The organism is Nonomuraea sp. B5E05, from assembly GCF_039880665.1.
Taxonomy (GTDB): Bacteria; Actinomycetota; Actinomycetes; order Streptosporangiales; family Streptosporangiaceae; genus Nonomuraea.
Genome location: NZ_JBDPMJ010000020.1, coordinates 37,953 through 63,898 on the forward strand (window position 1 = coordinate 37,953; position 25,946 = coordinate 63,898).

Consider the following 25,946-nt stretch of genomic DNA (forward strand, 5'->3'; position numbering starts at 1 on the left):
CCCGCGATGCCGGTAGCAGAACACGTGCTGCGGCACGCCGCCGAACGTCCCGCGCGGACGGCGGTGTGCGGCCAGGACGGCGAGCTCTCCTACGCCGAGCTCGCCGCGAACCTCCAGGGCGCCGCCCGGCACCTGCGCGGCCGGGGGATCGGCCCGGGCGCGCTGGTCGCGATCGGGCTGGCCGGTCCGGCCGCGCTGCTGACCGCCGTGCTCGCCGCCGACCTGGCCGGCGCCACGCCGCTGGTGGGCGACCCCGCCTGGGGGCGCGAGCGCTGGGCGCGCCTCACCGGCGCGGTCACACCCGACCTCCTGGTCGCCGAGCCGCTGCCGTACGCGCCCGGCCTGGCCATGACCCCGCACGCGGCCCCCGCCGACCTGGCGTGGGCCTGCTTCAGCTCCGGCAGCACGGGCCGGCCGCGCGCCGTCGTACGCCGCCGCGCGTCGTGGACGGACTCGTTCGCGCACCTCAGCGACCTGGCCGGGATCGGCGCCGGCGACGTGGTCCTGGTGCCGGGGCCGCTGACCTCCAGCCTGTACGCCTTCGCCGCCGTGCACGCGCTGGCCGCCGGCGCGACCGCCGTCGTGCCCGGCCGCCGCCCCGGCAGGGCGCTGCAGGCCCGGGCGGAGGCGGCCACCGTCGTGCACCTGGTGCCGCACCTGCTGGACGACGTCCTGCGCCGTTTCGGGGCGCTGCGCACGGCCGTGGTCGGCGGCGCGCGCCTCGCCCCGGGGGCGCGCGCGGCCGCGGCGCGGGCCGGGGTCAAGGTCGTGGCGTACTACGGCGCGACCGAGCTGTCGTTCGTGGCCGTCGACGCCGACGGAGGCGGGCTGCGCCCGTTCCCCGGCGTGGAGATCGAGGTCAGGGCCGAGCCGGGGGCAACGCTGGGCGAGGTGTGGGTGCGCTCGCCGTGGCTGGCCGACGGCTATCTGGCCGACGTGCCCGGCCCGTTGCGGCGCGACGCGGGCCACTGGGCCAGTGTGGGCGACGTGGCGCGGCCCTACCAGGAGGGTGAGGTGCTGCGGTTGCGCGGCCGGGGTGAGGGCGCGATCCAGACGGGCGGCGCGACCGTCGTGGCCGAGGACGTCGAAGAGGTGCTCAGGACGGTGCCGGGTGTGGGCGACGTCGTGGTGGTCGGCTCGCCGCACCCGTCCCTGGGTTCGGTGGTCACGGCGATTCTCGAGGCGGAGGGCGCCTCGCCGCCGTCGCGGGAGCTGCTGGAGGCGATGGCCAGGGGCGGGCTGGACGCGGTTCAGCGGCCGCGCCGCTGGTACGCGGTGCCGAGCCTGCCGCGTACGCCGTCGGGCAAACCCGCCCGCGCCCTGGTGGCGGCCCGGCTGGCCGGCGGCGATCCCGACATCCGGCGGCTGGTCTGGTGACTCCTCCGCCCCCTAAGAAGGGCGGCTTCTCGCTAGGCCGCTGCGGCTTCGCGAAGGGCAAGCCCTGCCCCGAGAATGTTGATCGCCGCGTTGACGTCGGCGTGCGCGGTGTGACCGCACGCCGTACAGGCGAACTCGGCTTGGATGGCGCGGTTCTCTTTCGCCATGTGCCCGCATCGGGCGCACGTGCGGGAGGTGTTGCGGGGGTCCACGGAGATCAGCTCTCGACCGGCGCTTTCAGCCTTGTGCGCGAGGATGCCCAGGAACACCCCCCAACCCGCGTCCAGGATGCTCTTGTTCAGTCCGGCCTTGGCCGCCGCGCGGTTGGGCAGGTAGCCGCCTTCTCCGTCCGGTTTCGGGGCTGGGCTCTTGGTCATGTTCGCGATCAGCAGGTCCTCGTGCACGATCATGTCGTAGTCGCGGATCAGGGCGTTCGCGGCCTTGTGCGCGCCGTCGAGCCGTTGACGCCGGACCTTGCCGTGCAGGGCTGCGACGCGGGCGACCGCCTTACGGCGGCGCTTGGACCCGCGCTTCTTACGGGCGAGGTCCTGCTGAGCGGCTGCCAGCTTCCCAGCGGACGCCGCGAGGTGTCGCGGGTTGCCGACCTGCTCACCGTCCGAGGTGGTCAGGAACGACGCCACGCCCATGTCCACGCCGACGACCGCACCCGTGGCGGGCAGGATCTCGGCGGGTACGTCGTCGCACGACAGGACGACGTACCAGCGGGGGCCTTCCCGCTTTACGCTGATCGTCTTCACCCGGCCCCGCACCGGGCGGTGCTGGCACACGCGGACATGCCCGACGCCTTGAAGGCGGACGAACGTGGCGGACGGGTGCTCGGGTTGGGAGTCCCACCGGCAGCCGTCGCCGTCCTTGGGCCACTCAACCGTGCCGAACCAGCCCCGGCCCTTGAAACGCGGGAAGCCCGGAGCGCGACCGGCCTTGACGCGGTCGAAGAACGCGCGGAACGCCTTGTCCAGGCGGCGCAGGGTGGCCTGCTGGGAGGAGAACGACCAGCGCGCCTGATCGGGGTCGTAGGCGCGGATCTCCTTGAGCTGGGCGGACTGGTCGCCGTACCGGATCGACACCTTGGACCGCTTGTACGCCTCGCGCCGCTCCTCAAGCGCCGCGTTGTACAGGGCACGGTGGTCATCCAGGCACGCGGTGAGCGCGGCCTGCTGATGCGCGGTCGGACGCATGAGGAACTTGAACGACCTCCGCACACCCACCTCCCACGTTCGGTAACGGCACGACCACGATATCTGCTGGCACCGACAAAATCCGGAAGGACATCCCTGATGCGCAAACCTGACAGGTCACTGCACGCTCGGGCCTTGGCCGCCCTCCCGCTCCCGATTCCCCCGACGGCTGAAGCCGCCGGTCCCCTCGGGAGGTACTGATGGCCGTCGTGGTGGCGGCGCGGCGCACGCCCATCGGCACGGCCGGGCACGCGTACAAGGAGCTGACCGTCGACCGGCTGGCCGCCCCCGTGATCGCCGCGGTGGTGAACGACGTGACGGGTGCCGGGGCTGGTGTCGGGGCCGGGGCCGGGCGGGCGGTGGAGGACGTGGTGCTGGGCAACTGCATGGGTCCTGGCGGGAACGTGGCGCGGGTGTCCGCGCTGGCCGCCGGTCTCGGGCACGCGGTGCCGGGGGTCACGGTCGACCGGCAGTGCGGCAGCGGCCTGGCCGCGATCCTGCTCGCCGCGCAGGCGGTGCGCTCCGGTGACGCGGACCTGGTGATCGCGGGAGGCGTCGAGAGCGCGTCGACCGCGCCGCTGCGCACCCGCCGGGGGGAGGCGGAGCCGTACGCCAGGGCGCCTTTCACCCCCATAGGGCACGCCGACCCGGACATGGGTCCGGCTGCGGAGGCGCTGGCGGCCTCGTGCGGCGTCGTCAGGGAGCGCCAGGACGCCTACGCCTGCCGTAGCCATGCGGCGGCGCTGGCCGCCCGCGCGGCGGGGCGCTTCGAGGAGGAGATCGTGCCGGTCGGCGGGCGGGCCGACGATCAGCGGCCGCGGCCGCTGCGGGCGTCGTCGCTGGCCCGGCTGCCCGCGGCGTTCGTGGCCGGGGGTACAGTGACGGCCGGCAACGCGTCCCCGGTGAGCGACGGCGCGGCGGCCGTGGCCATCGTGCCCGACCACCTGCGCGCGGGCCTTCCGGGGATGCGGCTGGTGGCCGGGTCCGTCGTCGGGTGCGACCCCGGGCTGCCGGGGTGGGGGCCGGTGCCCGCCGTGCGGCGGGTGCTCGCGCGTGCGGGGGTCGAGGTGGAACGGGTGGCGGCGGTGGAGATCGTGGAGGCGTTCGCGGCGCAGGTGCTGGCCGTCACCGACGCGCTCGGGCTCGACCCGCTCGGGGCCGACGGGGAGCGGGTGTGCCCCGACGGGGGCGCGCTGGCGCTGGGGCATCCGTGGGGCGCCTCCGGGGCGGTCGTGGTGGCCAGGCTGTTCACCCGGCTCGTCCGTGCCGGCGCCCCGCCGGGCACGCTCGGCTTGGCGACGGCCGCGGTCGGCGGCGGCCTGGGCGTGGCCGCGCTGTTCGAGGTGGTGTGAGGTGATCGAGTTCGCGGACGTGCACGTCCGGCTGGGCGGCCGTGACGTGCTGCGCGGCGTCACCGCCCGCCTTCCCGAGCGGCGCGTCGGCGTGGTCGGCGCCAACGGCTCGGGCAAGAGCACGCTGGCCAGGCTGATCAACGGCCTGGCCGTGCCCACCTCGGGCAGCGTCACCGTGCTCGGCCTCGACACCCGACGGCAGGCGGCGAAGATCCGGCGCGGCGTCGGGTTCCTGTTCACCGATCCCGACGCGCAGATCGTGATGCCGACGGTGGCCGAGGACGTCGCCTTCTCCCTGCGCCGCAAGGGCCTGGAGCGGGAGGAGGCTGAGCGGCGGGTGCACGAGGCGCTGGCCGCGTACGGGCTGGCCGGGCACGCCGACCATCCCGCGCACCATCTGTCCGGCGGCCAGAAGCAGCTCCTCGCCCTGTGCTCGGTGATGGTGCTGCAGCCGGACATCCTGGTGATGGACGAGCCGACCACGCTGCTGGACCTGCGCCATTCCCGTCAGGTCGCCGAGGTGCTGCGCGGGCTGCCGCAGCAGGTGGTGGCGGTCAGTCACGACCTGCCGCTGCTGGCGGACTTCGACCGGGTGCTGGTGCTCGACCAGGGCCGGATCGTGGCCGACGGCAGCCCGCAGGAGGCCATCGGCCACTACAGGAAGATGATGGCGTGAACGGCCTGACCGGCGCCTACGTGCCGGGTTCCTCGCCGCTGCACCGCCTGCCGGCCGGGGCGAAGCTGGCCGGGCTGGCCGTGGCCTGCACGGTGCTGGTGCTGCTGTCCTCGCCGGCGGCGCTGGGCGGCGCGGCGGCCGTCGTGGCCGGGCTCTACGCGGTGTCGCGGGTGGGGCCGGCGGCGGCGTGGGCGCAGGTGCGGCCGGTGCGTTATTTCGTGGTGGCGCTGTTCGGGCTGCAGTGGGTGTTCGTCGGCCTGGAGGGGGCGGCGGTCACCACGCTGCGGGTGGTGCTGGCCGTCGCGATGGCGGGGCTGATCACGCTGACCACCCGCACGTCGGCCATGATGGCGGCGCTGGAACGGTGTCTGGGGCCGGCGAGGCTGGTCGGGCTCGACCCGTTCCGGCTGTCGTTGCTGCTGTCGCTGACCGTACGCAGTGTGCCCGTCATCGCGGCGCTGGCCGTGCGCGTCCGGGAGGCGCAGCGGGCCAGAGGGGTCGAGCGCAGCCTGCGCGCCTTCGCCGTGCCGCTGGTGGTGAGCTCGCTGCGGCACGCCGACGCGCTGGGGGAGGCGCTCAGCGCACGCGGGCTGGACGACTGACTATCCCCATGTTGACTTATATAATCTCACCCTGAAATAGTGGGCGGCGTGCACGCATTCGACGTCCTCGGAGATCCGGTGCGACGCCGGATCCTGGAGCTGCTCGCCGAGGGCGAGCGCAGCTCCGGCGAGGTGACCGCGGTCATCCAGCAGGAGTTCGGCATCTCCCAGCCGGCGGTCTCCCAGCACCTGCGGGTGTTGCGCGACAACGGGTTCGCCAGCGTGCGTGCCCAGGGCACCCGGCGGCTCTACGCCGTCGAGGCGGAGCCGCTGCGGGAGGTCGACCTCTGGCTGGAACGATTTCGCGGTTTCTGGAACCAGCGGCTCGACGCGCTGGCCACCGAGCTGGCACGGGGCAAGCGCGAACGCCGTGTCAAAGACGACAAGAAGGACACTTGATGACTTTTATCGACGAGCTCAACCGAGCGCACCGCGAGGTGGTCAACGGCGAGCGCAAGACCGTCGCGCTGCGGCGCCACTACGACGCGGACGTGGAGGACGTCTGGGAGGCCTGCACCGACGCCGAGCGGCTGAGCCGATGGTTCCTGCCGGTCACCGGGGACCTCCGGCTGGGGGGCACGTACCAGCTCAAGGGCAACGCCGGCGGCGAGATCCTGCGCTGCGAGCCGCCGCGCCTGCTCAGGGTCACCTGGCTCTTCGGCCCCGACCCCGGCTTCTCCGAGGTGGAGGTGCGCCTGTCGGCCGAGGACGGCGGCACCCTGTTCGAGCTCGAGCACACCGCCGAGGTGCCGGCGGAGATGTGGTCGCAGTACGGGCCCGGCGCGACCGGCGTGGGCTGGGACCTGGCCCTGCTGGGTCTGGGCCTGCACCTGTCGGGCGGCGCGCAGGTGGACGAGGAGACCTTCCACCTGACCGCCGAGGGCCGGAGCTTCATCATCGCGACCAGCCAGGCATGGGGTGAGGCGTTCCAGGCCGCGGGCGCCCCTGCCGACCAGGCCGCCGCCGCCGTGGCCGCCACCACCGCTTTCTACGCTCCCGAGGAGGAGTCCCCCGCATGACCCAGAAGATCCACACGTTCCTCATGTTCCAGAAGGGCGAGGCCGAGGAGGCGATGACGTTCTACGTGTCGCTGTTCGACGACGCCAAGGTCACCCACCTGGAGCGCTTCGGCCCGGGCGAGCCCGGCGCGGAGGGCACGATCAAGCGCGCCACGTTCACGCTGGCCGGCCAGGAATACATGTGCCTGGACAGCCCCACGCCGCACGGCTTCGACTTCACGCCCTCGATGTCGCTGTTCGTCGGGTGCGACACCGAGGAGGAGCTCGACCGCCTGTACGCGGCACTGGCCGAAGGCGGGGGTGAGCTGATGCCGCTGGGCTCGTACGGGTTCAGCACGAAGTTCGGCTGGGTCAACGACCGTTACGGCGTCTCGTGGCAGCTCAACCTGGACTGAACGTCATCGGTCCTGACAGCGTTGATCGTGGCCGGCCGCGGCCGACGGGTCGTGTTCGGGCGGGCCGGCCGGCCACCAGCCGCCGTCGCGTTCGGTGAAGGGATACCACCGCCCGTCGCGCCCGTAACGTAGCTGCAGCGGGCCGAGCGTCCAGCGGTTGCGCCACGCCTCGACGGGCGGCGGGCCCGCGCCCTCCCAGCCGGCCTCCAGCCGGGCCCGTGCCCTGGCCAGGTCCTGGCGGGGCGGCGTCCAGGGGGTTTCGAGCACGTCGAGGCCGTCGGCGCCGCCGTACCTCCAGGCCTGGACGGCGGCCTCGAGCCCGCGGCCGAGCCCGAGGCCGTGCTCGGCGGCCAGCCGTACGCGGTCCTGGTGTTCGGTGAGGCGGGGCAGCCGCCCGCGCAGCAGCAGCTCGCGCGCCCGGGAGGCGGCGGAGGCGGCCAGCACGCCCAGCGCGGCGACGTCGATGCCGATGTCGATGTCGCCGCCGGGGCCGGGCTCGAGCGCGGGCGGGGTGAAGGTGACGTCGTCCGGCGGCGGGCCGGGCAGCGGCGGTGTCCCCAGCGCGAACGCCTCGGCGGCCGGCACGCCCTCGGGCTCACGGGCGGGCTCACTGGCAGGGGTGTCGCGCTGCTGGAGCGCCTCGATCAGCTCGTCCTGGCCGCGCCCGCGCATGAGCAGCAGCACGAACGGGTCGGCGTCCAGCAGCCACGAGGCCTGGTAGCACAGGGCGGCGGCGTGCTTGCACGGGTGGCCCCAGTCGGGGCAGGAACATTCGGGCTCCAGGTCGCCGACGGCGGGCAGCAGCGGCACGGCGGCGTCCTGGGCGGCCTCGACCAGGTCGTGCGGCATGTCGCCGTCGAGGAGCGCGGCGATGTGCCCGGCCTTGGCGGCCACCTGGCCGAGGAAACGTTCCCATGCGGCGCCGGTGAGCTGCTCGACGCGTACGACGGTGTCGTACTCGTTCTCGGCGACGGCGGCGATGCGGCCGGGGCTGACGGTGATGGGGCCGAGCTGCCCGGTCTTGGCGTACGCTCGGCCCTTGCGCAGCAGGACGTGGTCGAGGGAGGTGTCCTCCATGGCCTTGACCCAGGCGCGGCCCCACCAGGAGGTGGCGAAGCGGGCGCCGGCGCGCTGGGGGGCGAAGGCGGGGAACCCGCGGGCGGCGTTCACCTCAGCTCCACGAGCGCGGCGAGGTCGGCGTCGGTCAGTTCGGTGAAGGCGGCCTCGCCGGAGGCGAGCACGGCGTCGGCGAGCGAACGTTTGGCGGCGAGCATGCCGGCGATGCGGTCCTCGATCGTGCCCTCGGCGATCAGGCGGTGCACCTGGACGGGACGGGTCTGGCCGATGCGGTAGGCGCGGTCGGTGGCCTGGTCCTCGACGGCGGGGTTCCACCAGCGGTCGTAGTGGATGACGTGCTCGGCGCGGGTGAGGTTGAGGCCGGTGCCGGCCGCCTTGAGCGACAGCAGGAACACCGGCGCCCGGCCGTCCTGAAAGCGGCGGACCATCTCCTCGCGGCGGGCGACGGGGGTGCCGCCGTGCAGCAACTGGGTGCCCACGCCCCTGGCGGTGAGGTGGCGTTCCAGGAGACGGGCCATGGCGACGTACTGGGTGAAGACCAGCGCCGCGCCGTCCTCGGCGGTGATGGTGTCGATGAGTTCGTCCAGCAGTTCGAGCTTGCCGGAGCGGCCGGGCAGGCGCGGGTCTGCCTCATGCAGGTAGTGGGCGGGATGGTTGCAGATCTGCTTGAGCCCGGTGAGCAGCTTGACGATGAGGCCGCGCCTGGCCATGCCCTGGGCGTCCCTGATCTGGCCCATGATCTCGCGTACGGCGGCTTCGTACAGGCCGGCCTGCTCCGTGGTGAGCGCGACGGGACGGTCGGTCTCGGTCTTGGGCGGCAGCTCGGGCGCGATGCCGGGGTCGCTCTTGCGGCGGCGCAGCAGGAACGGGCCGACCAGCCGCGCCAGGCGTTCGGCCGCCTGGCGGTCGCCGGACTCGACGGGTTTGGCCCATCGCGCCCTGAACCTGCTGAGCGGACCGAGCAGTCCGGGCGTGGTCCAGTCGAGGATGGCCCACAGCTCCGACAGGTTGTTCTCCACGGGTGTGCCGGTCAGCGCGACGCGGGCGGCGGCGGGGATCTCGCGCAGGGCCTTGGCGGTCCCGGACGCGGGGTTCTTGACGTGCTGGGCCTCGTCGGCCACGAGCAGGCCCCACGAGTGGCCGGCCAGGCGGTCCGCGTCGAGGCGCATGGTGCCGTACGTGGTCAGCACGAACCCCTCGTCGGCGAGTGTGCGGGCGGGGCCGTGGTAGCGGCGCACGGGCACGCCGGGCGCGAACCTGGTGATCTCGCGCTCCCAGTTGCCCAGCAGCGAGGCCGGGCACACCACGAGCGTCGGGCCGGTGCCTGTGCGGTGCAGGTGGAGGGCGATCACGGTGATCGTCTTGCCGAGGCCCATGTCGTCGGCCAGGCAGCCGCCGAGGCCGAGGGAGGTCATCCTGGCCAGCCAGCGCAGCCCGGCCAGCTGGTAGTCGCGCAGGGTGGCGGCCAGCCCGGGCGGCGGGCCGGCGTCGGCGGGCTCGGCGAGGCGTTCGCGCAGCTCGCGCAGCCAGGCGGTGGGCTCGGCCTCGATCTGCTCGCCGTCGACCTCGACCGTCCCGGTCAGGGCGGCGCCGAGCGCTTCGAGCCCGGTCAGGGGCTTCAGCTCTCGCCGGCGGGCCTTGCGGGCCAGGTCGGGGTCGATGAGCACCCACTGCTCGCGCAGCCGTACGACGGGGCGGTGGGCCTCGGCGAGCAGGTCCATCTCGGCGGGGGTCAGGCGTTCGCCGCCGAGGGCGAGCTGCCAGTCGAAGCTGGTCAGCTGGTGCCCGCCGAGGAACGAGGGCATGTCGGAGGGCGCGCTGTCGCGCTCGCCGATCACGGCGCGGGCGCTCAGGCCGCGCACGAGGGACCTGGGCCAGTGCACCTCGACGCCGATGGCGGCCAGGCGATCCGCGGCGGCGGCGAGGAGGTCGTTGATGTCGCCGTCGGAGAGGGTGAGCTCGTCGGGGACGGCGTTGTCGAGCAGTCGTTCGAGGCGGGGCCAGGCGCGGGCGGCGCGGCGGACGGCCAGGGTGGTCTCGATCCTGGCGCGGGCGCCGAGGCCGTGCCCGCCGCTGTGCCCGCCGCTGTGCCCGCCGCTGTGCCCGCCGCCCTGCCACAGGGCGGCGGCGTCGACGACGAGCGAGGGGTCGGCCAGGCTGTGCACCTGGACGACGGCGCGGAACTCACCGGCCAGCTCACCGGCCAGCTCACCGGCAGGGTCGCCGGAAAGGTCGCCGGCCTCCAGCCGCAGCGACAGGCGCACGCCGGCGTCGAGCCCGGCCGACACCTCCTCGGCCCATCCGCGCAGGTGCGGCACCTTGACGGGTTTCATGGCGGCGTAGGCGGTGGTGCCGGTGGCCCTGACGGCGCCGGGGGAGCGGGGCATGGTGTCGGCGACCGCGTCCAGGAAGGCGCGTACGAGCGGCTCGGCGTCGGGCAGCCTGATCCCGGCGTCCCGCCGGTTTGCCAGGGGCACGGCGCGGGCAGAGGCGGGCATGGCATCGGCCAGGTCGCGTACGCGCCTGACGTCGGCGGCGTCCAGCGGCCCCGCCCGCCAGGAGTCGTGCTCGCCCGCCGTCACCCCGGGCAGCACGCGGCCCCGCGTGAGGAGTTGGAGCGCCACGAGGGCCACCGCGCCCCAGAATCGTGTGGCAGGGTGGACGCCGGGGCCGGTGCGGGCCCGGGCCAGCGTGGCCACCGCTTCGTGCACCGGCACGACGGTCGCCGCGACCTGCCGGGTGCACACCTCGCCACCGTTCTGCTCGGCCACCGTCATGGTGGACTCACCGTCCGGATCGAGAAAGGCGACCACCCCCGACCTGGGGGGATCGCCGGGTTGGAAGACTGCCGCGTGTCGTACCAGATCCGTCAAGGGGCTCACGGCCGTACAGTGTACGGTACGCCGGGGCTGTGGTTTACCACAGTCCGGGACGGCCACCTGCCGCATTACCGTCATGTCCGATCTTGCCTAGCGTTGGTGCCATGACTGACTGGTTGGTTGGACTGATGGAGAGCCTCGGGGCGCCCGGGGCGGGCCTCGCGATCGCGCTGGAGAACCTCTTCCCGCCCCTGCCGAGCGAGGTGATCTTGCCGCTGTCGGGCTTCACCGCCAGCAGGGGCGAGCTGGGCCTGATCGAGGTGCTGGTGTTCACGACGCTCGGCTCGGTGCTGGGGGCTCTGGCACTCTACTGGGTGGGCGCGGCGCTGGGCCGCGACCGCACCCTGGCGCTGGCCGCCAAGCTGCCCCTGGTGAAGACGTCCGACATCGAGAAGACCGAGGCCTGGTTCGGGCGCCACGGCCGCAAGACCGTCTTCTTCGGCCGGATGATCCCCGTCTTCCGCAGCCTGATCTCCATCCCCGCCGGCGTGGAGCGCATGCCGCTGCCGACGTTCACGGCGCTGACCACGGCCGGCAGCCTCATCTGGAACACGATCTTCGTGATGGCCGGCTATCTCCTGGGCGAGCAGTGGTCGGTCGTCGAGACGTACGTCGGGGCCGGCACCTACGTGGTGGTCGGCCTGGTCCTGCTGGCGATCCTGGTGTTCATCGGTGTCCGGCTGGCCGAGCGGCGCAAGGGCAAGCATGCGTCTGGCCGCTGAGGGCCTGCGGTTGCTCGGCGCCGTGACGCTCGGCGCCCTGACCGCGCTGTGCGAGCTGGTGTTCCTGCTGGTGGCTCTGCCGTTCCTGGCCAACCCCAACGTCGTCGCCGCCTCCCGGCGCCTGGCCCGGCTCGAAGCGCGCCGCCTGCGCCTGGACACCACCGGCCTGACCGCGCTCACCGAGGACGACCTGCGGGCCTCGCGCTACCTCGCCGCCCGCGCCCCGCTCGGGCTGCTGGGCGGGATGGTGATCGCCCTGCTCGTCTACGGCGCGGGCGCGGCGGTGTTCATCGTCGTGCTGTGGGGGCAGGGCAAGCCGTTCGACGGCATGCTGCCGTCGGTGCCCCTGCTGGCCTACACCGCCGTGGCCGGGTGCGTGCTGCTGTTCCTCGACCTGTCGGGCATCGTGGGGGTGCACGCGCTGGAGCGCATGCTGATCGTGCGGATGCTGGGCCCCGACCGTACCGAAGCGCTGGAACGCAGGATCGCCGAGCTGGCCGAGAGCCGGGCCGGCATCGTGGCCGCGGTCGACTCCGAGCGGCGCAGGATCGAGCGTGACCTGCACGACGGGCTGCAGCAGCGGCTGGTGGCGCTGTCGATGCTGATCGGACGCTCGAAACGGGGCCGCACGGAGCTGCTGGAGCAGGCGCACCAGGAGGCGCAGGAGGCGCTCGCGGAGCTGCGCGAGGTGGCCTGGCGGGCCTATCCGAGCGGCCTGGACTCCCTCGGCCTGGGCGAGGCGCTGGCGGGCGTGGCCGAGCGGTCCGACGTTCCCGTCAAGGTAGCCTGCGAGCTGCGGCGACGGCCGCCGATGGCGGTGGAGACGGCGGCCTACTTCGTGGTCAGCGAGGCGGTGACCAACGCCGCCAAGCACGCCGCCGCCACGCTCATCACGGTCGAGGTGCACGAGGAGGACTCCCAGGTGGTCGTGCGGGTCCGCGACGACGGCCGCGGCGGCGCCAGCCCGGCGGGCGGCGGCCTGTCCGGGCTGGCCAGGCGGGTAGCGGCGCTGGACGGCACGTTCGAGCTGACCAGCCCCCCGGGCGGGCCGACGTCGATCACGGCGGTGCTGCCGTGCGGGTGATCCTGGCCGAGGACTCCACGCTGCTGCGCGAGGGCCTGGTCCGGCTGCTGGTCGAGGAGGGCCACGAGGTCGCCGCGGCGGTGGCCGACGCCGAGTCGCTGGTGTCGGCGGTGGCGGCGTACGAGCCGGACATCGCGGTGGTGGACGTGCGCATGCCGCCGACCCACACCGACGAAGGGCTGCGGGCCGCCCTGAAGATCAGGACGCGCTGGCCGACGGTGAAGGTGCTGGTGTTGTCGCAGTACGTCGAGAAGAGGTACGCCGCCGAGCTGATGAGCGCGGACGTCGAAGGGGTCGGCTACCTGCTGAAGGACCGGGTGGCGCAGGTCGGCGACTTCCTGGACGCGCTGGAGCGGGTGGGGGCCGGGGGAGCGGCGTTCGACCCCGAGGTGGTGCGCCAGCTGCTGGCCCGCACCACCCAGGTCGATCCCCTGGCCCGGCTCACCGCACGCGAGCGCGAGGTGCTGGAGCGGATGGCGCAGGGGCTGACCAACGCCTCGATCGCACAGGCGCTGCACGTGTCGCAGAGCGCGGTGGAGAAGCACGTCAACTCGCTGTTCGACAAGCTCGGCCTGTCGCACACCACCGGCTACAGCCGCCGGGTGCTGGCCGTGCTGCACTTCCTGGAGTCCTGACCGCCCGGCCACCGCTTCAGCAGTCCCACGGAGTTCCTCCGGTGGCGGGTCAGGGGCGGAGCAGGGTCTTGATGGCGCGGCGTTCGTCCATCGCCCGGTAGCCCTCGGAGGCCTCCTCCAGCGGGAGGTCGAGGTCGAAGACCCTGCCGGGATCGATCTTCCGGTCCCAGATCAGGCCGATGAGCTCGGGCAGGAAGCGCCGGACCGGAGCCGGGCCGCCGTGCAGGTGCACGGCGGAGAAGAACAGCTCCTCGCCCGGCAGCGCGACGTCGTGGCTGACGCCGACGTACCCGACGTGGCCGCCGGGCCGGGTGGAGCGGATGGCCTGCATCATCGACTCCTGCGTGCCGACGGCCTCGATGACCGAGTGCGCGCCCAGACCTCCGGTGAGCTCCTTGAGCCGGGCGACGCCCTGGTCGCCGCGTTCGGTGATGATGCCGGTGGCGCCGAACTCGACGGCGAGCTCCTGCCGGTCGGCGTGGCGGCTGAAGACGATGATGCGTTCGGCGCCGAGCTGCCTGGCGGCCAGGACGCCGAGCAGCCCGACCGCCCCGTCGCCCACGACGGCGACCGTCCTGCCGGGCCCGGCTTCCGCGGCGACGGCGGCGAACCAGCCGGTGCCGAGCACGTCGGAGGCGGTCAGCAGACTGGGGACGAGGCCGGCGTCCGGCTGGCCGGGAGTGGCGACGAGGGTGCCGTCGGCCAGCGGGATCCGGGCGTGCTGGGCCTGGGTGCCGATCGCGCCGATCAGCTCGGCGTGCACGCACCGGGACTGGTAGCCCGCCCGGCAGATCTCGCAGGTGTTGTCGGAGGCGAAGAACGAGCCGACGACGAAGTCCCCGACCTTGATCGTTTCAACCTGGTCGCCGGTCTGCTCGACGACGCCCACGTACTCGTGCCCCATCGGTGCCGGGCCGTCACCCAGGTCGATGCCGCGGTAGGGCCACAGGTCCGAGCCGCAGACGCACGCCGCGGTGACGCGGATGATCGCGTCGGTGGGCTGGACGATCCGCGGGTCGGCGCGGTCCTCGACGCGTACGTCGCCTGGGCCGTGCAGAACTACTCCACGCATGACAGGTGTCTCCTTCGACAGTGTCGTTGTGATGACGGCGGACGCCCGTGGACGGTCACGTTCCGGCGCTCTGCAGTGGGCGGTCGTCGGGCTGCTTCCTGCGGGTGCAGGGTGGCCGTTCCGTCAGGTGCCCGTCGGTGAGGGCTCCGTGGGCGCCGGCTGGCCGGGTGATCCCGGAAAGGGCCCTGGCGTCATCCCGGGCATGCCGGGCACTTGCGGGATGCAGGGCATGCTCTGCTGTCCGAACCACTGGGCCAGGTACTGCCGCATCGTGCGGGCCTCCGCCCACTGGTCCTCGCGCACCGTGCGGGCGAAGTCGGAGACCTCGGCATGCTGCGCCTCACCGTGCATGAGGAGCTGCTGCGACATCATGACCGCCATCATGTGGTGCGGGATCATGTGCTGCAGGAACGTCCTGTCGAGCTGATCTCCCGACAGCCCCGACAGGTCGGGCATCGTGGTCCCGCTCGGGCTCGGCGCCGGGCTCTGCCGGTACCACTGCTCCAGCCAGCCCTTCATCCTGGCGACCTCGGCGGTCTGCGTCGTGACGATGGACTGCCCGAGCTGCCGCATCTCGGGCCTGTTGGACCGCTGCAGCTGCCGGGCCGCGGTGATGGCGTCCTCGTGGTGCGGCACCATCTGCGACAGGTAGTCGTACTCACTGGCGACGGGATGCATCTGCCCCATGCCTGGGCAGGTTGGCTGCGAACCCGTGGGAGAAGGACTCATCGGTGGAGAGCCCATGGCCGCCGCGGCGGCCGCCGAACCCGTAGTGGTCGCGGCCAGGAATGCCCCAGCGGCGATCGCGGTCTTCACAGAGCGTCGCTTCATGCGTCGGCCCCCTAACGCCGCACCTACTCCTACGGTATTCCCGCTGTTCTGACCGGCCGACGTCAGGTCCGCCGTCCCCTGATCGGACTGCTTCGACGGAGCGAGCGGCGGCACAAGAGGGCTCTCGTATCTGCCCGGAACGTTCGATGCTTAGCTGCGTCGGCGCCGGGAGAGGTAGGTACTTGCGGATCTTGCCGGGCACGTGCGGCCGCTGGTCGCCGAGCGAGATGCCCAGCGTCGGGAACTGGTCGGCGATCTCCAGCGCGGTGGGAGGGTCCGGCTCTGTAGCTGTGTGACCTGGCGTTTGCGAGGGTGCAGTCGAGATCCGGTCGGTGGTGCTCGAGCCCGCCGAGTACGCCGTGCCGAGTCCGGACGCGAGGACTGCCTGCGGAGGCATATCGCGCACCGATGAGGTTTCCGGGCCGTGCCCGTCTGTATGTGTGAGATCGACTCACGGGAGGCTGGCACGATGCGGAAACTTATCTTCGGTATGAACGTGACGCTGGACGGCTACATCGCCGCGTCCGGCGACGACATCGGCTGGAGTGGGGGAGAGGGGCCGGACTCGTCGCCGAGCAACGAGCTGTTCCAGTGGTGGTCCGACCGGGTGGACGCGACGGGCCTGGCGCTGTACGGGCGCAAGCTGTGGGAGTCGATGAGCTCCCACTGGCCGACCGCCGACAAGCAGCCGGGTGCCACACCGGCGGCGATCGAGTTCGCCGGCCGCTGGCGGAACATGCCGAAGGTGGTGTTCTCCTCGACGACCAGCACGGTCGACTGGAACACCCGTCTGGTCACGGGCGACGCGGTCACCGAGATCACCAGGCTCAAGGCCGACGACGGCGGGCCCATGGACATCGGCGGCGCAACGCTCGCCGCGGCGGCCATGCGGGCCGGACTGATCGACGAGTACGCGATCGTCACCCATCCGGTCCTGGTGGGCGGCGGCACGCCGTTCTTCACAGCCCTGGACAACTGGGTGAACCTGAGCCTGGTGGAGACGCGGACGTTTCCCGGCGGCGTGGTGCTGAGCAGGTACGAGACAAGGCGATGAGCATGGGCCAGATGTTCGGCTCGTGAGGCCAGGTCGAAGTCCTTGCCGGCGTGCTCACCGTAACCCTCGGCTATAGGGAACCTTCCCCGGCCCCATCAAGATGCCCCGCCGGCAAAGCCTGCGGGGCGGTGGTGTTCGAGTTGCCGCGTTGGTGTTCAGCTGGTCGGGTGCTCATTCCGCGGTGACTTCGGTGACGCCGGCCCGTGCGCTGGACTCGTCGACGATGAGGACTTGTCTGATCACAGCGTCGCGGGCAGGCCCAGCCATGGTTTGTCGGTGGCATCGAATCCGGTGAGTTCGGCGATCTTCCCGTCGACGATGTGCAGGACCGCGATGGTGAACAAATGGTATTCCGGGTCGTCGGGGGCGCGGAGGTACAGCACGGCGGCAGGCATGCGGTTGACCGTCGTGGCGATGCAGCACCAGCCGTCGTAGCCGTGTTGGAAGAGCCCGCTGGAGACCCAGCCGTCCACCGCGTCCTTGGCCGTCATGATCAAGGTGCCCGGATCGGGCAGCATCACGAAGCGCAGGTCGTCGCGCAGCAGGGCCATCAGCCCGTCGAGGTCGTTGCGCTCATGGGCGTCGATATACGACTTCACCACGCTGCGCTCGTCATTCGACAGCTCGTGGGTGGCGGGGCTCCGCCAGTCGAGGCGGCGGTCGGGCAGTTGCTCGCGCATCGTCACACGGGCCCGACGGATACCGATCACTCGATCAACGACTCCTGCCAGTCTCAACCACGCGTACGGCGCCGATCTTGCGGGCCGTCGGCGGGATCAGCGGCTCAGCAGCGAGCCCAGCTTGCGCAGGGAGTGGCGGGCGAGGGCGCGGACGAGCGGGCGGGCCAGCGGCCACAGGGCCCGGCCGAGCGGCCCGAACGGCATGCGCAGTTCCTCGGCCCAGACGACCCGGCTGCCGCCGTCGTGCGGCCGTACCCGGATCGCGCCGCGGCCGCGCACCACGCGCCCGGTGTGGTTCATGATCACCAGCGTGGGAGGCTCCCAGCGGGTGATCGTCATCGTGTCGAGGAAGCCGAGCGGCCGCAGACCGGTGTAGGCCTCGACGGCGTGCTCGCCCACCTGGCGGGCGGTGGTCATGAACATCCAGTCCCGGTGCCTGGGCCAGTCGGTGATCAGCGCGAACACGTGTTCCGGCGGCGCGGGCACGTGGACGGCGACGGCCGTGTACACGAGTTTCATCCGGCTCCCTCGACGCGTGACCACGTGGTCTCCTCCCGCTCGGACCCTACCCGCGCCGGCCGGCACGACGCGGCGGCGGGCGGCGGGCGGGCGGCGGCGGGCGGGCGGCGGCGCGGCCTCGGCGACCGGTCGGTCGCGCGGGTCAGTCGCGCAGGTCGGGGAGGGAGTCGAGCCAGTCGGTCAGCCGCCGGCCTTCGCGGGTCATGACGCCGGGCTCGCGCAGCGCGTTGGCCAGCAGCGACATGCCCTGGTAGGCGCTGACCAGCGTCAGGGCGAGCCCGTCGGGGTCGGGCAGTGCGAGCTGGCGGAACTGGCGTCCGGCCCAGTCGAGCAGCAGCCGGATGACCTTGCCGGTTTCGTCGTGGAGGCCGCCTTCTTCGCGTTTGCCCAGCTCGGCGGCGAGGGTGCCGGTGGGGCAGCCGTAGCGGGCGGCGAGCTCGCGCTCGCCGACCCAGGCCTCGACGAGGCCTTTGAGCCGCTGCCTGGGGTCGGGGAGGCGGTCGAGACGGGTGGTGAGGGTCTGCAGCCCGTGGGCGTGCTCGGTGAGTGCGGCCGCGACGAGGTCGTCCTTGGTCTTGAAGTAGTAGTAGACGTTGCCCACGGGAACGTCGGCGGCCCGGGCGATGTCGGCGATGGTGGTGCGCTCGACGCCCTGCTGGTGTACGACCCGGGCGGCGGCGGCCGTCAGCCGCTGCCGTTTGGCGGTCGCCGTCCTGGCCCGCGAACCCTTCGAGTCAGCCATCTGACTCACTATAGGCGGCGGCCGAGGGGATCAGCCCGCCGAGAGCGAGCCCGAGCAGCCGCGCCGCGCGGCCTGCCGGCGCGGCCGTCGAGATGCCGGTGAGGAGTTGGAACAGGTCGTCGACCTCGACACCGGCCGCGGCCTGCCCGGCTCGCTGTGCGCGGGCCAGCAGGTCGGCCGCGGCCGAGCGCATCATGGCGTGGCAGTCGATGCCGAGCTCGGGTTCCGACACCATCGCGGCGGACAGGCCGCCGTCGGTCTGCGCGTGCACGAGCACGGCCTGCAGCCAACGCACCAGCGCCCGCCCGGGGCAGGGGTGTGCGGCCAGGTCCACGGCCTGGGCGCACAGCCTCTCGACCCGGTCCCTGAAGACGGCCTGCAGCAGCGCCTGCCGGGTCGGGAAGTGGCGGTAGAGCGTGCCGGGACCCACTCCTGCCCTGCGGGCGACCTCGTTGAGGGACGCGTCGGGCCCCGACTCGGCGAACACGGCCCTGGCGGTCGCCACGAGATGCTCGCGGTTGCGGCGCGCGTCGGCCCGCATCGCACCCCCTGTTGCTCATCCGGAGAACCTCTCCGTATTCTAGCCACAACCATCCGGAGAACCTCTCCGGTTATTGTTCGTTCTGGAGTACTCCATGCGCAATCTGGGAGAAGTCGGTGTCTGGACGTTCGCTCTCGACAGGCAGCCGACGGCGAAAGTCCGCGAGACGGCGGCGGAGATCGAGGAGCTCGGCTACGGTGCCCTGTGGTTCGGCGAGGCCTTCGGGCGCGACACGGTGAGCCAGGCCTGGATCACCCTGTCGGCCACCACGCGGCTCGTCGTCGCCGCCGGCATCGCCAACATCGCCTTCCGTGACCCGATCTCCATGGCCGCGGCCGAGCGGGCCGTCAACGAGGCCTTCCCCGACCGTTACGTGCTCGGCCTGGGCGGCCACCGGGTGAGCGACGAGCCCATCGTCATGGAGGGGTACGTTGTTCCCAGCCGCGGCAGGGCGGTGCGGACGATGGGCGCCTACCTCGGCGCGATGGACGCGGTGCCGCTGGAGTCGCCGCCACCCGCCGCGCCCCCGCGGCGCGTCCTGGCCGCCCTCGGCCCGAAGATGCTGGCGCTGGCCGCCGAACGCACGATGGGCGCCCATCCGTATTTCGTGCCCGTCGAGCACACGCGCATGGCCCGGCAGGTCATGGGGCCCGAGGCGTTCCTGGCGGTCGAGCAGGCCGTGGTGCTCGACACCGACGTGGCCAGGGCACGCGCGCTGGCCACCGAGCACGTCGGCTTCTACAGTGCGGCCGCGCCCCACCAGATCGCCAGCCTGCGCCGGCTCGGCTTCGACGACGCGGACCTGACGGGCCCGAGCCGGCGCCTCGTGGACGCGATCGTCGCCTACGGCGACGCCGAGGTGATCGGGAAACGGGTACGGGAACACCTCGACGCGGGCGCCGACCACGTCTGCCTGCAGGTGCTCACCGCCGACCCGGCCACGCCGCCCTTGCGGGAGTGGCGCGAGCTGGCCCACCTGGCCCGGCCCTGAACCCCGGAGGGCCGGGCGGCGCGGCTCATGCGGCCATCGCGGCGAGCTTCAACGGGTTCGTCATCCACAACACCCGGTCGATGCCGTCGGAGGTGACGCTCACGGTGACGACCGCGACCACCCGCCCCTCGTGGGACAGCCGGACCAAGGCGTGCCCGTCGGCCTCGACCGGCTCGACCGTCACGCCGTGCCAGTACGTGCCGGCGAACGCGTGCACGTGCCTGGCCACGCGGTGGCGGCCGACGACCGGGAACGTCGACGCGCGCACGGCGCCGCCGCCGTCGGAGCAGGAGACGACGTCCTCGGCGAGGAGCGCCTCGAGCCCGGCGACCTCCCCTGACCGGGCGGCCGCCACGAACGCGGTCAGCAGCCGCCGCTGCGCGGAGGCGGCGACGCTGGCGCGTCGCCCCGCTGCCAGGTGCTTGCGCGCGCGGCTGACCAGCTGGCGCACGCTCGCCGGGGTGTGCCCGATGATCTCGGCGATCCGCTCGTAGGAGTGGTCGAACGCCTCGCGCAGCACGTACGACGCGCGTTCGGTGGGTGTGAGCCGCTCCAGCAACATCAGCACCGCGACTTCCAGGGCCTCGGCGCGTTCGGCGCCCAGCGCCGGGTCGGCGCTGGTGTCGACGGGCTCGGGCAGCCACGGGCCGACGCAGGTCTCGCGGCGCGCCCGCGCCGATCGCAGCACGTTGATCGCCAGCCGGGTGGTCGTGGTGGCGAGGAACGCCTCCGTGTTGCGCACGTTGCGCCGGTCGCTCGTCTGCCATCGGATCCACACCTCCTGGAGCAGGTCGTCGGCCTCGCTGACGCTGCCCAGCAGGCGGTACGCGATCCCGAACAGGCGCCCGCGTACCGCCTGGAACGCCTGCTCGGCCTCCCGCAGGCTGCCGGAGCCTGCCGCCAGGTCTTCGTTCGACTGCATCGTCGCCGGTCCTCGCTTCTCGACGCGCTCTTCCTGCCGGGGAGACCTCGCGCATCACTGCGGCGATCTCCCCGGGAACCGGGGGGATGGTTCCGCTCCACCTGCCCAGGACCGGGCCGAACATGGTTGACCCGCCGCCGCCGTGCCGGGTGACCGCCAGGGGAGGCGGTCACCCGGCCGTCACCCGGCCGTCATCCGGCTGTGGTCAGGCGTGCCAGCCGGTCACGCCGCCCGGCACCGGCGCGCCGGGGTCGTAGGGGTCGCGGGTGAAGATGAAGGTGTTGAGGTCGAGGTGGTCGGGCGCCACCCGCAGCGTCTCCCCGGCGTAGTAGCCGTCCAGGCCCAGCCACGTGCCGTCGTCCTGGGGCACGAACCGGGAGGCCCGCCCGCCGCCGCCGACCGGTTCGAGCGACAGCCCGCGCTCGGGCAGCAGCCGCAGCGCGTACGGTTTCGGCCCCCAGTGCCACAGCCCGGTCAGCTCCAGTAGTTGCGGGTCGGCGGCGGCCGGCTGCCATTCGTCGGGCAGCCGCGGTTCGTACTCCTCCAGGATGTCCAGCAGGTCGGTCGCCAGCCTGCCGCTGAGCCCGGAGGTGGTGTTGGCCATGAACAGCACTCCCGCGCCGGCCGCGGGGTCGGCCCACACGGTGGCCAGGAAGCCGGGCATCGACCCGGTGTGGCCGGCCAGGCGGCGGCCGCCGGGTCTGGCCAGCTGCAGGCCGAGCCCGAACCCGCCGGTCCAGGTGTCGCCGTCGTCGACGCCGGCCGGCTCGCGCATCTCGGCGAGGGTGCCGGGGCACAGCACGCCCGCGGTGTCGCCGCCGAGGAAGGCCGCCCAGCGGGCCAGGTCGTGCGGGGTGGACCACAGTTGTCCCGCGGGGCCCATGGCGTCGGCGTCGTGTTCGGGCTCGGCCAGCACCACGTCGGCCCACGGGTGCACGGCGTAGCCGGTGGCGTGGGGGGCGCGGGGCCTGGCGGTGGTGTCGTGCATGCCGAGCGGGTCGAGCACCTCGGCGCGTACGGCCTTGAGCCACGTGGTGCCGCGCAGGCGGGCGACGAGCTCGCCGAGCAGCGCGAAACCGACGTTGGAGTAGTGGAAACGCCGGCCTGGCCGGTGTTTGAGCTCGTCAGGCCCGAGACGGGCCAGCAGCTCGGCGGCGGGCACGCCGGGGGTGCGCTCCCACCAGTCGGTGGGCGGCTCCGCGGTCAGGCCGGCGGTGTGCGACAGCAGCTGGGCGATCGTCAGGTGCCCCAGTGGCGCGCCGGGCAGGTGTTCCTCCAGCGGGTCGGTCAGCCGTAGCGCTCCTTCGTCGCGCAGCCGCATGACGACGACGGCGACCATGCTCTTGGTGATCGATCCGAGCCGGTACTGGGTGGCGGCGGTCGGTGCGGCGCCGTCGACGCGGCCGCGCCCGCCGAACCACGCCGTCGCGCCGTCGCGCACGATCGCGGCCGTCAGCGACGGCACCCTGCATTCGGCCTGTTCGACGGCGATCCTGCGCAGCAGCGCACGTGCCGTCCTGTGTCCCACCTGCGTCATGGGCGACAAGATTAGCCGCCGCGCGGGGGCCGGGTCGGGCCCTTTCCCCCTGACCGTCCGTCCGGGCCCGCCACGCGGGAGCGCGCCGGGGCCTCCGGGCGCCGGAGGGCGCCGGCGTTGCCGAAATTTCGTGACGGCACCGACGTCTTTCTACCGGTTCGGTGCTATCGCCGCAGGTAGGGTGTGCAGCAGACCGATGGTCTGGTCCCCCACGGATGAGCCTGCTCCCGCACAGTGAAGGGGACCGGAGATGGCGGACAGCGGCCCGCGTGCCGTCTTTCTCATGCTCCTCGGTGGTTTCCGGCTGATGGCCGGTGAGGAGCGGATCGTGCTGTCCAGCGGATCGGAGCGCCTGCTGGCGTACCTGGCGCTCAGCAGGAACACGGTGACCCGATCGGTGATGGCGGCGGCGCTGTGGCCGGGGGCGCCGGAACGGCGGGCGCAGGCCAGCCTGCGTTCCGCGCTGACCCGCCTGGACGGGGCCGGCCGGCGGCTGCTGCGCGTCGACTCGAACGGCCTCGGGTTGTGCCCGGAGGTCGGAGTGGACCTCGACGAGGCCAGGTCGCTGGCGCGGCGCCTGCTGGACCCGCTGGAGCCCCCGCAGGACGGCGACGTGTGCGCCGGCTCGATCGAGGTGCTGTCGGACGGCCTGCTGCCCGGCTGGTACGACGAGTGGGTGCTGGCCGCCTCGGACGAATGGCACCAGTTGCGCCTGCACGCGCTGGAGGCGTTGTCGGGGTGGTTCCTGCAGGCGGGACGCTTCGCCGAGGCGGTGGCGGCCGCGGGCGTGGCCGTCCACGCCGAACCCCTGCGGGAAAGCGCTTGCGCCGCCTTGATGGACGCGCATCTGGCCGAGGGTAACCAGGCGGAGGCGCTCCGTCACTTCCAGGCGTTCGAGCGGAATCTGCGCGACGAACTCGGCATCACGCCGACGCCCCGCTTGCGCGAGCGGGTCGCGGGTCTGCTCGCGGAGCGCCCTCCTGTCATGCGGGCGCCGTCACGGCCCGGTCACGCCCGCATGACGGGCCGGTGACAAGGCATTCGCCAGGCTGTCGGAAGACGCCGGGCCACGGCGACGGCATCGACCGTCACACCGGCCCGGCGACCGCAGAAAAGGGGGGAAGCATGAAGCGCTCCAAAGCAGGCGTGCTGCTGCTCAGTCCAGCGCTCATCGCCGCACTGGCCGTCGATCCGGCCGCTGCCTCGGACACCTCGGCCGTGTCCATCGCCCAGAACCTCACCGCGACGACCTCCACCACGATGCACAGCGCCACCGAAGAACTCGCCCAGCCGCCGCGGCGCAGGGCCAAGAGGCGGCGCTACAACGCGGGCCGCAGGGACGGCTTCGCCGACGGCCGCGCGGACTGCCGCGCCGGCAGGGACCACGACCTGCAGATCTCCGGCAGCGGCGCCTTCCGGCGCGGCTTCCGGGACGGCTACAACGAGGGCTTCACCAGCTGCACCCGGCCGAAGCCCACGCAGAGCCCGACCACTCCCGCCCCCGGCGGCGGTGGCGCTCCCGGCGGTCCGTGACAGGGTGAGCGAGGGGCCGCACCCCGCGCGCGAGGGGTGAGGCGCCCCGGCCATGACCCGGACGTCACCCAGGGCTCCGTCCCGGCAGCGGGACGGAGCCCTTCTTCGTGCCGTGCCCGTGTTCGTCCCCGGTGGCGGACTCCCCGCGACCGGCCGATGATCTTGTTGGCGCGGGCGGCGGCCGCCGCGGGAGCGCTCAAGGACGCCGGCGCGGCCGCTGTAATCTGGCCTGCGACGGTTCGGGAGTGAGGTCTTCGTGGCGCATGGTGCAGACGGTTCGGCGGCCGTGGCGTTGGACGCCGTGCTTGAACGCGTCACCTACGCCGATGAGACCAGCGGCTACACGATCGCCCGGGTGGCGACCGAGCGTTCCGGCTCCGATCTGCTGACCGTCGTCGGCCCGCTGCTGGGCGCGCAGGTGGGCGAGTCGCTGCGGCTGCGGGGCCGCTGGACCTCCCATCCCCGCTACGGCCGCCAGTTCGAGGTGTGGTCCTACACCACGGTGCTGCCGGCCACCGTGCAGGGCATCCGCCGCTATCTCGGCTCCGGGCTGATCAAGGGCATCGGCCCGAAGATGGCCGAGCGGATCGTCGACCATTTCGGCGTCGACACGCTGGAGGTCATCGAGCGGGAGCCGCGGCGCCTGGCCGAGGTGCCGGGGCTCGGCCCCAAACGGACGAAGATGATCGCCGCCGCCTGGGAGGAACAGAAGATCATCAAAGAGGTGATGATCTTCCTGCAGGGTGTCGGCGTGTCCACCTCGATCGCGGTGCGCATCTTCAAGCAGTACGGCGAGTCGTCGATCTCCGTCGTCAGGACCCAGCCGTACAAACTGGCCGACGACGTGTGGGGGATCGGGTTCAAGACGGCCGACACCATCGCCCAGGCGGTCGGCATCCCGCACGACAGCCCCGAGCGGGTCATGGCCGGGCTGCGCTACACGCTGTCGCAGGCCGCCGACGACGGCCACTGCTACCTGCCGGCCCCCAATCTGGTGGGCGACGCGGTCAAGATCCTGGAGGTGCCCGCCGACCTGGTGTCCGCCTGCCTGGAGGAGCTGGTGGCGGCCGAGGGCGTGGTGCGCGAGCCGATCCCCGCGGGCGACAACGTGGTGCCGGCCGTCTACCTGCCGCCCTTCCAGCGGGCCGAGCTGTCGCTGGCCTCCGGCCTGCGGGGGCTGCTGGGCAACGGCCACGACCGGCTCAAGGCGTTCGCCGACGTCGACTGGGAGCGGGCCGAGCAGTGGCTGCGCGGCCAGACGGGCGCCGAGCTGGCGGCCGAGCAGCGCCAGGCGGTGCGCCTGGCGCTGACGGAGAAGGTCGCGGTGCTGACCGGCGGGCCGGGCTGCGGCAAAAGCTTCACCGTGCGCTCGATCGTGCTGCTGGCCAGGGCCAAGCGGGCCCGGGTGATCCTGGCCGCGCCGACGGGCCGGGCGGCCAAGCGCCTGGCGGAGCTGACCGGCCACGAGGCCACCACGGTGCACCGGCTGCTGCAGCTGCGGCCGGGCGGCGAGGCCACCTTCGACCGCGACAACCCGCTGGACGCCGATCTCGTCGTGGTCGACGAGGCGTCGATGCTGGATCTGCTGCTGGCCAACAAGCTCGTCAAGGCGGTCGCCCCGGGCGCGCACCTGCTGTTCGTCGGCGACGTCGACCAGCTGCCCTCGGTCGGCGCCGGAGAGGTGCTCAAGGACCTGCTGGCCGCCGAGGACGTGCCGCGCGTGCGGCTGACGCAGATCTTCCGCCAGGCGCAGGAGTCCGGCGTCGTGGTCAACGCCCACCGGGTCAACACCGGTCACCATCCGGTGCTGGAGGGCATGGGGGACTTCTTCCTGTTCCCGTGCGAGGAGCCGGAGGAGATCGCGGCGCTGACGGTCGACGTGGTCGCCCGCCGCATCCCGCGCCGTTTCCGGCTCGATCCGCGCCGCGACGTGCAGGTGCTGGCGCCGATGCACCGCGGCGCGGCCGGCGCGGGCGCGCTCAACACCGCCTTGCAGGAGGCGCTGACGCCGGCCCGGGAAGGCATGGCGGAGCGCCGCTACGGCGGCCGTGTCTTCCGCGTCGGCGACAAGGTCACCCAGCTGCGCAACAACTACGACAAGGGCGCGGCCGGGGTGTTCAACGGCACGGTCGGCATCGTCACCGACATCCGTCCCGACGAGCACAAGCTGACCGTCCTGACCGACGAGGACGAGGCGGTCGACTACGCCTTCGACGAGCTGGACGAGCTGGCCCACGCCTACGCGGTCTCCATCCACCGCTCGCAGGGCAGCGAATACCCCGCGGTCGTCATCCCGCTGGCCACCAGCGCCTGGATGATGTTGCAGCGCAACCTGCTCTACACCGCCATCACGCGCGCCAAGAAGCTCGTCGTGATCGTCGGCTCGCGCCGGGCTCTGGCCCAGGCCGTGCGCACCAAGGGGGCGGGACGCCGGCACACCGGCCTCACCCACCGCCTCGCAACGCGCTGACCTGCGGCTGATCACCCCCGCAGAAGTGATTGAAATG

At 72.9% G+C, this 25,946-nt stretch carries 26 protein-coding genes; 15 read left to right on the forward strand and 11 right to left on the reverse strand.

Features of this window, described 5'->3' with window-relative positions:
• Positions 1-6: 6 nt before the first annotated feature.
• Entirely contained in the window at positions 7-1,377 is a 1,371-nt protein-coding gene (locus tag ABGB01_RS31415; protein WP_347777118.1) for an AMP-binding protein, read from the forward strand.
• A 32-nt stretch (positions 1,378-1,409) separates the two neighbouring features.
• Here the strand turns inward: ABGB01_RS31415 and ABGB01_RS31420 are convergent, their stop codons facing one another.
• Positions 1,410-2,600, reverse strand: coding sequence for a transposase (locus tag ABGB01_RS31420; RefSeq protein ID WP_347777119.1), 1,191 nt, complete (start codon positions 2,598-2,600; stop codon positions 1,410-1,412).
• A 176-nt stretch (positions 2,601-2,776) separates the two neighbouring features.
• Between ABGB01_RS31420 and ABGB01_RS31425 the strand changes: the two genes are divergently transcribed.
• From ABGB01_RS31425 to ABGB01_RS31450, 6 genes are read left to right on the forward strand one after another with little or no spacing between them, the layout of a single operon-like run.
• Entirely contained in the window at positions 2,777-3,928 is a 1,152-nt protein-coding gene (locus ABGB01_RS31425) for a thiolase family protein (protein ID WP_347777120.1), read from the forward strand.
• A 1-nt stretch (position 3,929) separates the two neighbouring features.
• Positions 3,930-4,604, forward strand: coding sequence for an ABC transporter ATP-binding protein (locus ABGB01_RS31430; RefSeq protein ID WP_347777121.1), 675 nt, complete (start codon positions 3,930-3,932; stop codon positions 4,602-4,604).
• Entirely contained in the window at positions 4,601-5,206 is a 606-nt protein-coding gene (locus ABGB01_RS31435) for an energy-coupling factor transporter transmembrane protein EcfT (protein WP_347777122.1), read from the forward strand. The genes ABGB01_RS31430 and ABGB01_RS31435 overlap by 4 nt, the downstream gene beginning before the upstream one ends.
• A gap of 48 nt (positions 5,207-5,254) precedes the next feature.
• The gene (locus ABGB01_RS31440; protein WP_347777123.1) at positions 5,255-5,605 is read left to right on the forward strand and encodes a metalloregulator ArsR/SmtB family transcription factor; all 351 of its coding nucleotides are present in this window, start codon (positions 5,255-5,257) and stop codon (positions 5,603-5,605) included.
• Positions 5,605-6,225 (forward strand): SRPBCC family protein, encoded by a 621-nt coding sequence (locus ABGB01_RS31445; protein WP_347777124.1) that lies wholly within the window; start codon positions 5,605-5,607, stop codon positions 6,223-6,225. Before ABGB01_RS31440 ends, ABGB01_RS31445 begins: the two co-directional genes overlap by 1 nt.
• Entirely contained in the window at positions 6,222-6,620 is a 399-nt protein-coding gene (locus ABGB01_RS31450; RefSeq protein WP_347777125.1) for a VOC family protein, read from the forward strand. The genes ABGB01_RS31445 and ABGB01_RS31450 overlap by 4 nt, the downstream gene beginning before the upstream one ends.
• A 3-nt stretch (positions 6,621-6,623) precedes the next feature.
• On the opposite strand, the gene ABGB01_RS31455 is transcribed toward ABGB01_RS31450, so the two are convergent.
• Both ABGB01_RS31455 and ABGB01_RS31460 read right to left on the reverse strand, forming a co-directional pair.
• Positions 6,624-7,790, reverse strand: coding sequence for an SWIM zinc finger family protein (locus ABGB01_RS31455; protein WP_347777126.1), 1,167 nt, complete (start codon positions 7,788-7,790; stop codon positions 6,624-6,626).
• A complete protein-coding gene (locus tag ABGB01_RS31460; protein ID WP_347777127.1) occupies positions 7,787-10,579 on the reverse strand; it encodes a DEAD/DEAH box helicase in 2,793 nt (930 codons plus the stop codon). The genes ABGB01_RS31455 and ABGB01_RS31460 overlap by 4 nt, the downstream gene beginning before the upstream one ends.
• A gap of 101 nt (positions 10,580-10,680) precedes the next feature.
• Here ABGB01_RS31460 and ABGB01_RS31465 point away from each other — a divergent pair, with 101 nt between their 5' ends.
• Genes ABGB01_RS31465 through ABGB01_RS31475 form a run of 3 tightly spaced genes read left to right on the forward strand, consistent with a single transcriptional unit; the run spans position 10,681 to position 13,017 of the window.
• On the forward strand, positions 10,681-11,298 hold the full coding sequence (locus ABGB01_RS31465) for a DedA family protein (RefSeq protein ID WP_347777128.1): 618 nt from the start codon (positions 10,681-10,683) through the stop codon (positions 11,296-11,298).
• Positions 11,282-12,382, forward strand: a complete 1,101-nt coding sequence (locus ABGB01_RS31470) for a histidine kinase (protein ID WP_347777129.1) — start codon at positions 11,282-11,284, stop codon at positions 12,380-12,382. The genes ABGB01_RS31465 and ABGB01_RS31470 overlap by 17 nt, the downstream gene beginning before the upstream one ends.
• Complete coding sequence (locus ABGB01_RS31475; RefSeq protein WP_347777130.1) at positions 12,373-13,017, forward strand: response regulator transcription factor; 645 nt, start codon at positions 12,373-12,375, stop codon at positions 13,015-13,017. Before ABGB01_RS31470 ends, ABGB01_RS31475 begins: the two co-directional genes overlap by 10 nt.
• Positions 13,018-13,066: 49 nt before the next feature.
• Here ABGB01_RS31475 and ABGB01_RS31480 read toward each other — a convergent pair whose 3' ends face one another.
• Entirely contained in the window at positions 13,067-14,089 is a 1,023-nt protein-coding gene (locus tag ABGB01_RS31480; protein ID WP_347777131.1) for a zinc-dependent alcohol dehydrogenase family protein, read from the reverse strand.
• A 123-nt stretch (positions 14,090-14,212) separates the two neighbouring features.
• Positions 14,213-14,776, reverse strand: coding sequence for a DUF305 domain-containing protein (locus ABGB01_RS31485; RefSeq protein ID WP_347777132.1), 564 nt, complete (start codon positions 14,774-14,776; stop codon positions 14,213-14,215).
• A 613-nt stretch (positions 14,777-15,389) separates the two neighbouring features.
• Here ABGB01_RS31485 and ABGB01_RS31490 point away from each other — a divergent pair.
• A complete protein-coding gene (locus tag ABGB01_RS31490) occupies positions 15,390-15,974 on the forward strand; it encodes a dihydrofolate reductase family protein (RefSeq protein ID WP_347777133.1) in 585 nt (194 codons plus the stop codon).
• A 239-nt stretch (positions 15,975-16,213) separates the two neighbouring features.
• Here the strand turns inward: ABGB01_RS31490 and ABGB01_RS31495 are convergent, their stop codons facing one another.
• The 4 genes from ABGB01_RS31495 to ABGB01_RS31510 all read right to left on the reverse strand — a co-directional run bounded on the left by ABGB01_RS31495 (position 16,214) and on the right by ABGB01_RS31510 (position 18,456).
• Complete coding sequence (locus ABGB01_RS31495; protein WP_347777134.1) at positions 16,214-16,660, reverse strand: hypothetical protein; 447 nt, start codon at positions 16,658-16,660, stop codon at positions 16,214-16,216.
• 90 nt (positions 16,661-16,750) lie between these two features.
• Positions 16,751-17,173, reverse strand: coding sequence for an SRPBCC family protein (locus ABGB01_RS31500; RefSeq protein ID WP_347777135.1), 423 nt, complete (start codon positions 17,171-17,173; stop codon positions 16,751-16,753).
• Between the two features lie 142 nt (positions 17,174-17,315).
• A complete protein-coding gene (locus ABGB01_RS31505) occupies positions 17,316-17,915 on the reverse strand; it encodes a TetR/AcrR family transcriptional regulator (protein WP_347777136.1) in 600 nt (199 codons plus the stop codon).
• Positions 17,908-18,456 (reverse strand): helix-turn-helix domain-containing protein, encoded by a 549-nt coding sequence (locus ABGB01_RS31510; RefSeq protein WP_347777137.1) that lies wholly within the window; start codon positions 18,454-18,456, stop codon positions 17,908-17,910. The genes ABGB01_RS31505 and ABGB01_RS31510 overlap by 8 nt, the downstream gene beginning before the upstream one ends.
• A 94-nt stretch (positions 18,457-18,550) precedes the next feature.
• On the opposite strand from ABGB01_RS31510, the gene ABGB01_RS31515 reads away from it, so the two are divergent.
• On the forward strand, positions 18,551-19,447 hold the full coding sequence (locus ABGB01_RS31515; RefSeq protein WP_347777138.1) for a TIGR03620 family F420-dependent LLM class oxidoreductase: 897 nt from the start codon (positions 18,551-18,553) through the stop codon (positions 19,445-19,447).
• A gap of 25 nt (positions 19,448-19,472) precedes the next feature.
• On the opposite strand, the gene ABGB01_RS31520 is transcribed toward ABGB01_RS31515, so the two are convergent.
• Both ABGB01_RS31520 and ABGB01_RS31525 read right to left on the reverse strand, forming a co-directional pair.
• Entirely contained in the window at positions 19,473-20,369 is an 897-nt protein-coding gene (locus ABGB01_RS31520) for an RNA polymerase sigma-70 factor (protein WP_347777139.1), read from the reverse strand.
• A gap of 205 nt (positions 20,370-20,574) precedes the next feature.
• Positions 20,575-21,906 (reverse strand): serine hydrolase domain-containing protein, encoded by a 1,332-nt coding sequence (locus ABGB01_RS31525; protein WP_347777140.1) that lies wholly within the window; start codon positions 21,904-21,906, stop codon positions 20,575-20,577.
• 250 nt (positions 21,907-22,156) lie between these two features.
• Between ABGB01_RS31525 and ABGB01_RS31530 the strand changes: the two genes are divergently transcribed.
• The 3 genes from ABGB01_RS31530 to ABGB01_RS31540 all read left to right on the forward strand — a co-directional run bounded on the left by ABGB01_RS31530 (position 22,157) and on the right by ABGB01_RS31540 (position 25,909).
• Positions 22,157-22,939: a BTAD domain-containing putative transcriptional regulator gene (locus tag ABGB01_RS31530; RefSeq protein WP_347777141.1), complete on the forward strand. Its 783-nt coding sequence runs from the start codon at positions 22,157-22,159 to the stop codon at positions 22,937-22,939.
• 92 nt (positions 22,940-23,031) lie between these two features.
• Positions 23,032-23,439, forward strand: coding sequence for a hypothetical protein (locus ABGB01_RS31535; RefSeq protein ID WP_347777142.1), 408 nt, complete (start codon positions 23,032-23,034; stop codon positions 23,437-23,439).
• 256 nt (positions 23,440-23,695) lie between these two features.
• Positions 23,696-25,909 (forward strand): ATP-dependent RecD-like DNA helicase, encoded by a 2,214-nt coding sequence (locus ABGB01_RS31540; protein ID WP_347777143.1) that lies wholly within the window; start codon positions 23,696-23,698, stop codon positions 25,907-25,909.
• Positions 25,910-25,946: the final 37 nt, after the last annotated feature.

Excerpts from the sequence above, each read along its gene's own strand:
- ABGB01_RS31415 (WP_347777118.1), top strand. The coding sequence starts at position 7 with ATGCCGGTAGCAGAACACGTGCTGCGGCACGCCGCCGAACGTCCCGCG.
- ABGB01_RS31425 (WP_347777120.1), top strand. The coding sequence starts at position 2,777 with ATGGCCGTCGTGGTGGCGGCGCGGCGCACGCCCATCGGCACGGCCGGG.
- ABGB01_RS31445 (WP_347777124.1), top strand. The coding sequence starts at position 5,605 with ATGACTTTTATCGACGAGCTCAACCGAGCGCACCGCGAGGTGGTCAAC.
- ABGB01_RS31450 (WP_347777125.1), top strand. The coding sequence starts at position 6,222 with ATGACCCAGAAGATCCACACGTTCCTCATGTTCCAGAAGGGCGAGGCC.
- ABGB01_RS31465 (WP_347777128.1), top strand. The coding sequence starts at position 10,681 with ATGACTGACTGGTTGGTTGGACTGATGGAGAGCCTCGGGGCGCCCGGG.
- ABGB01_RS31470 (WP_347777129.1), top strand. The coding sequence starts at position 11,282 with ATGCGTCTGGCCGCTGAGGGCCTGCGGTTGCTCGGCGCCGTGACGCTC.
- ABGB01_RS31480 (WP_347777131.1), bottom strand. The coding sequence starts at position 14,089 with ATGCGTGGAGTAGTTCTGCACGGCCCAGGCGACGTACGCGTCGAGGAC.
- ABGB01_RS31485 (WP_347777132.1), bottom strand. The coding sequence starts at position 14,776 with ATGGGGCAGATGCATCCCGTCGCCAGTGAGTACGACTACCTGTCGCAG.
- ABGB01_RS31490 (WP_347777133.1), top strand. The coding sequence starts at position 15,390 with ATGCGGAAACTTATCTTCGGTATGAACGTGACGCTGGACGGCTACATC.
- ABGB01_RS31500 (WP_347777135.1), bottom strand. The coding sequence starts at position 17,173 with ATGAAACTCGTGTACACGGCCGTCGCCGTCCACGTGCCCGCGCCGCCG.
- ABGB01_RS31505 (WP_347777136.1), bottom strand. The coding sequence starts at position 17,915 with ATGGCTGACTCGAAGGGTTCGCGGGCCAGGACGGCGACCGCCAAACGG.
- ABGB01_RS31510 (WP_347777137.1), bottom strand. The coding sequence starts at position 18,456 with ATGCGGGCCGACGCGCGCCGCAACCGCGAGCATCTCGTGGCGACCGCC.
- ABGB01_RS31515 (WP_347777138.1), top strand. The coding sequence starts at position 18,551 with ATGCGCAATCTGGGAGAAGTCGGTGTCTGGACGTTCGCTCTCGACAGG.
- ABGB01_RS31520 (WP_347777139.1), bottom strand. The coding sequence starts at position 20,369 with ATGCAGTCGAACGAAGACCTGGCGGCAGGCTCCGGCAGCCTGCGGGAG.
- ABGB01_RS31525 (WP_347777140.1), bottom strand. The coding sequence starts at position 21,906 with ATGACGCAGGTGGGACACAGGACGGCACGTGCGCTGCTGCGCAGGATC.
- ABGB01_RS31530 (WP_347777141.1), top strand. The coding sequence starts at position 22,157 with ATGGCGGACAGCGGCCCGCGTGCCGTCTTTCTCATGCTCCTCGGTGGT.
- ABGB01_RS31535 (WP_347777142.1), top strand. The coding sequence starts at position 23,032 with ATGAAGCGCTCCAAAGCAGGCGTGCTGCTGCTCAGTCCAGCGCTCATC.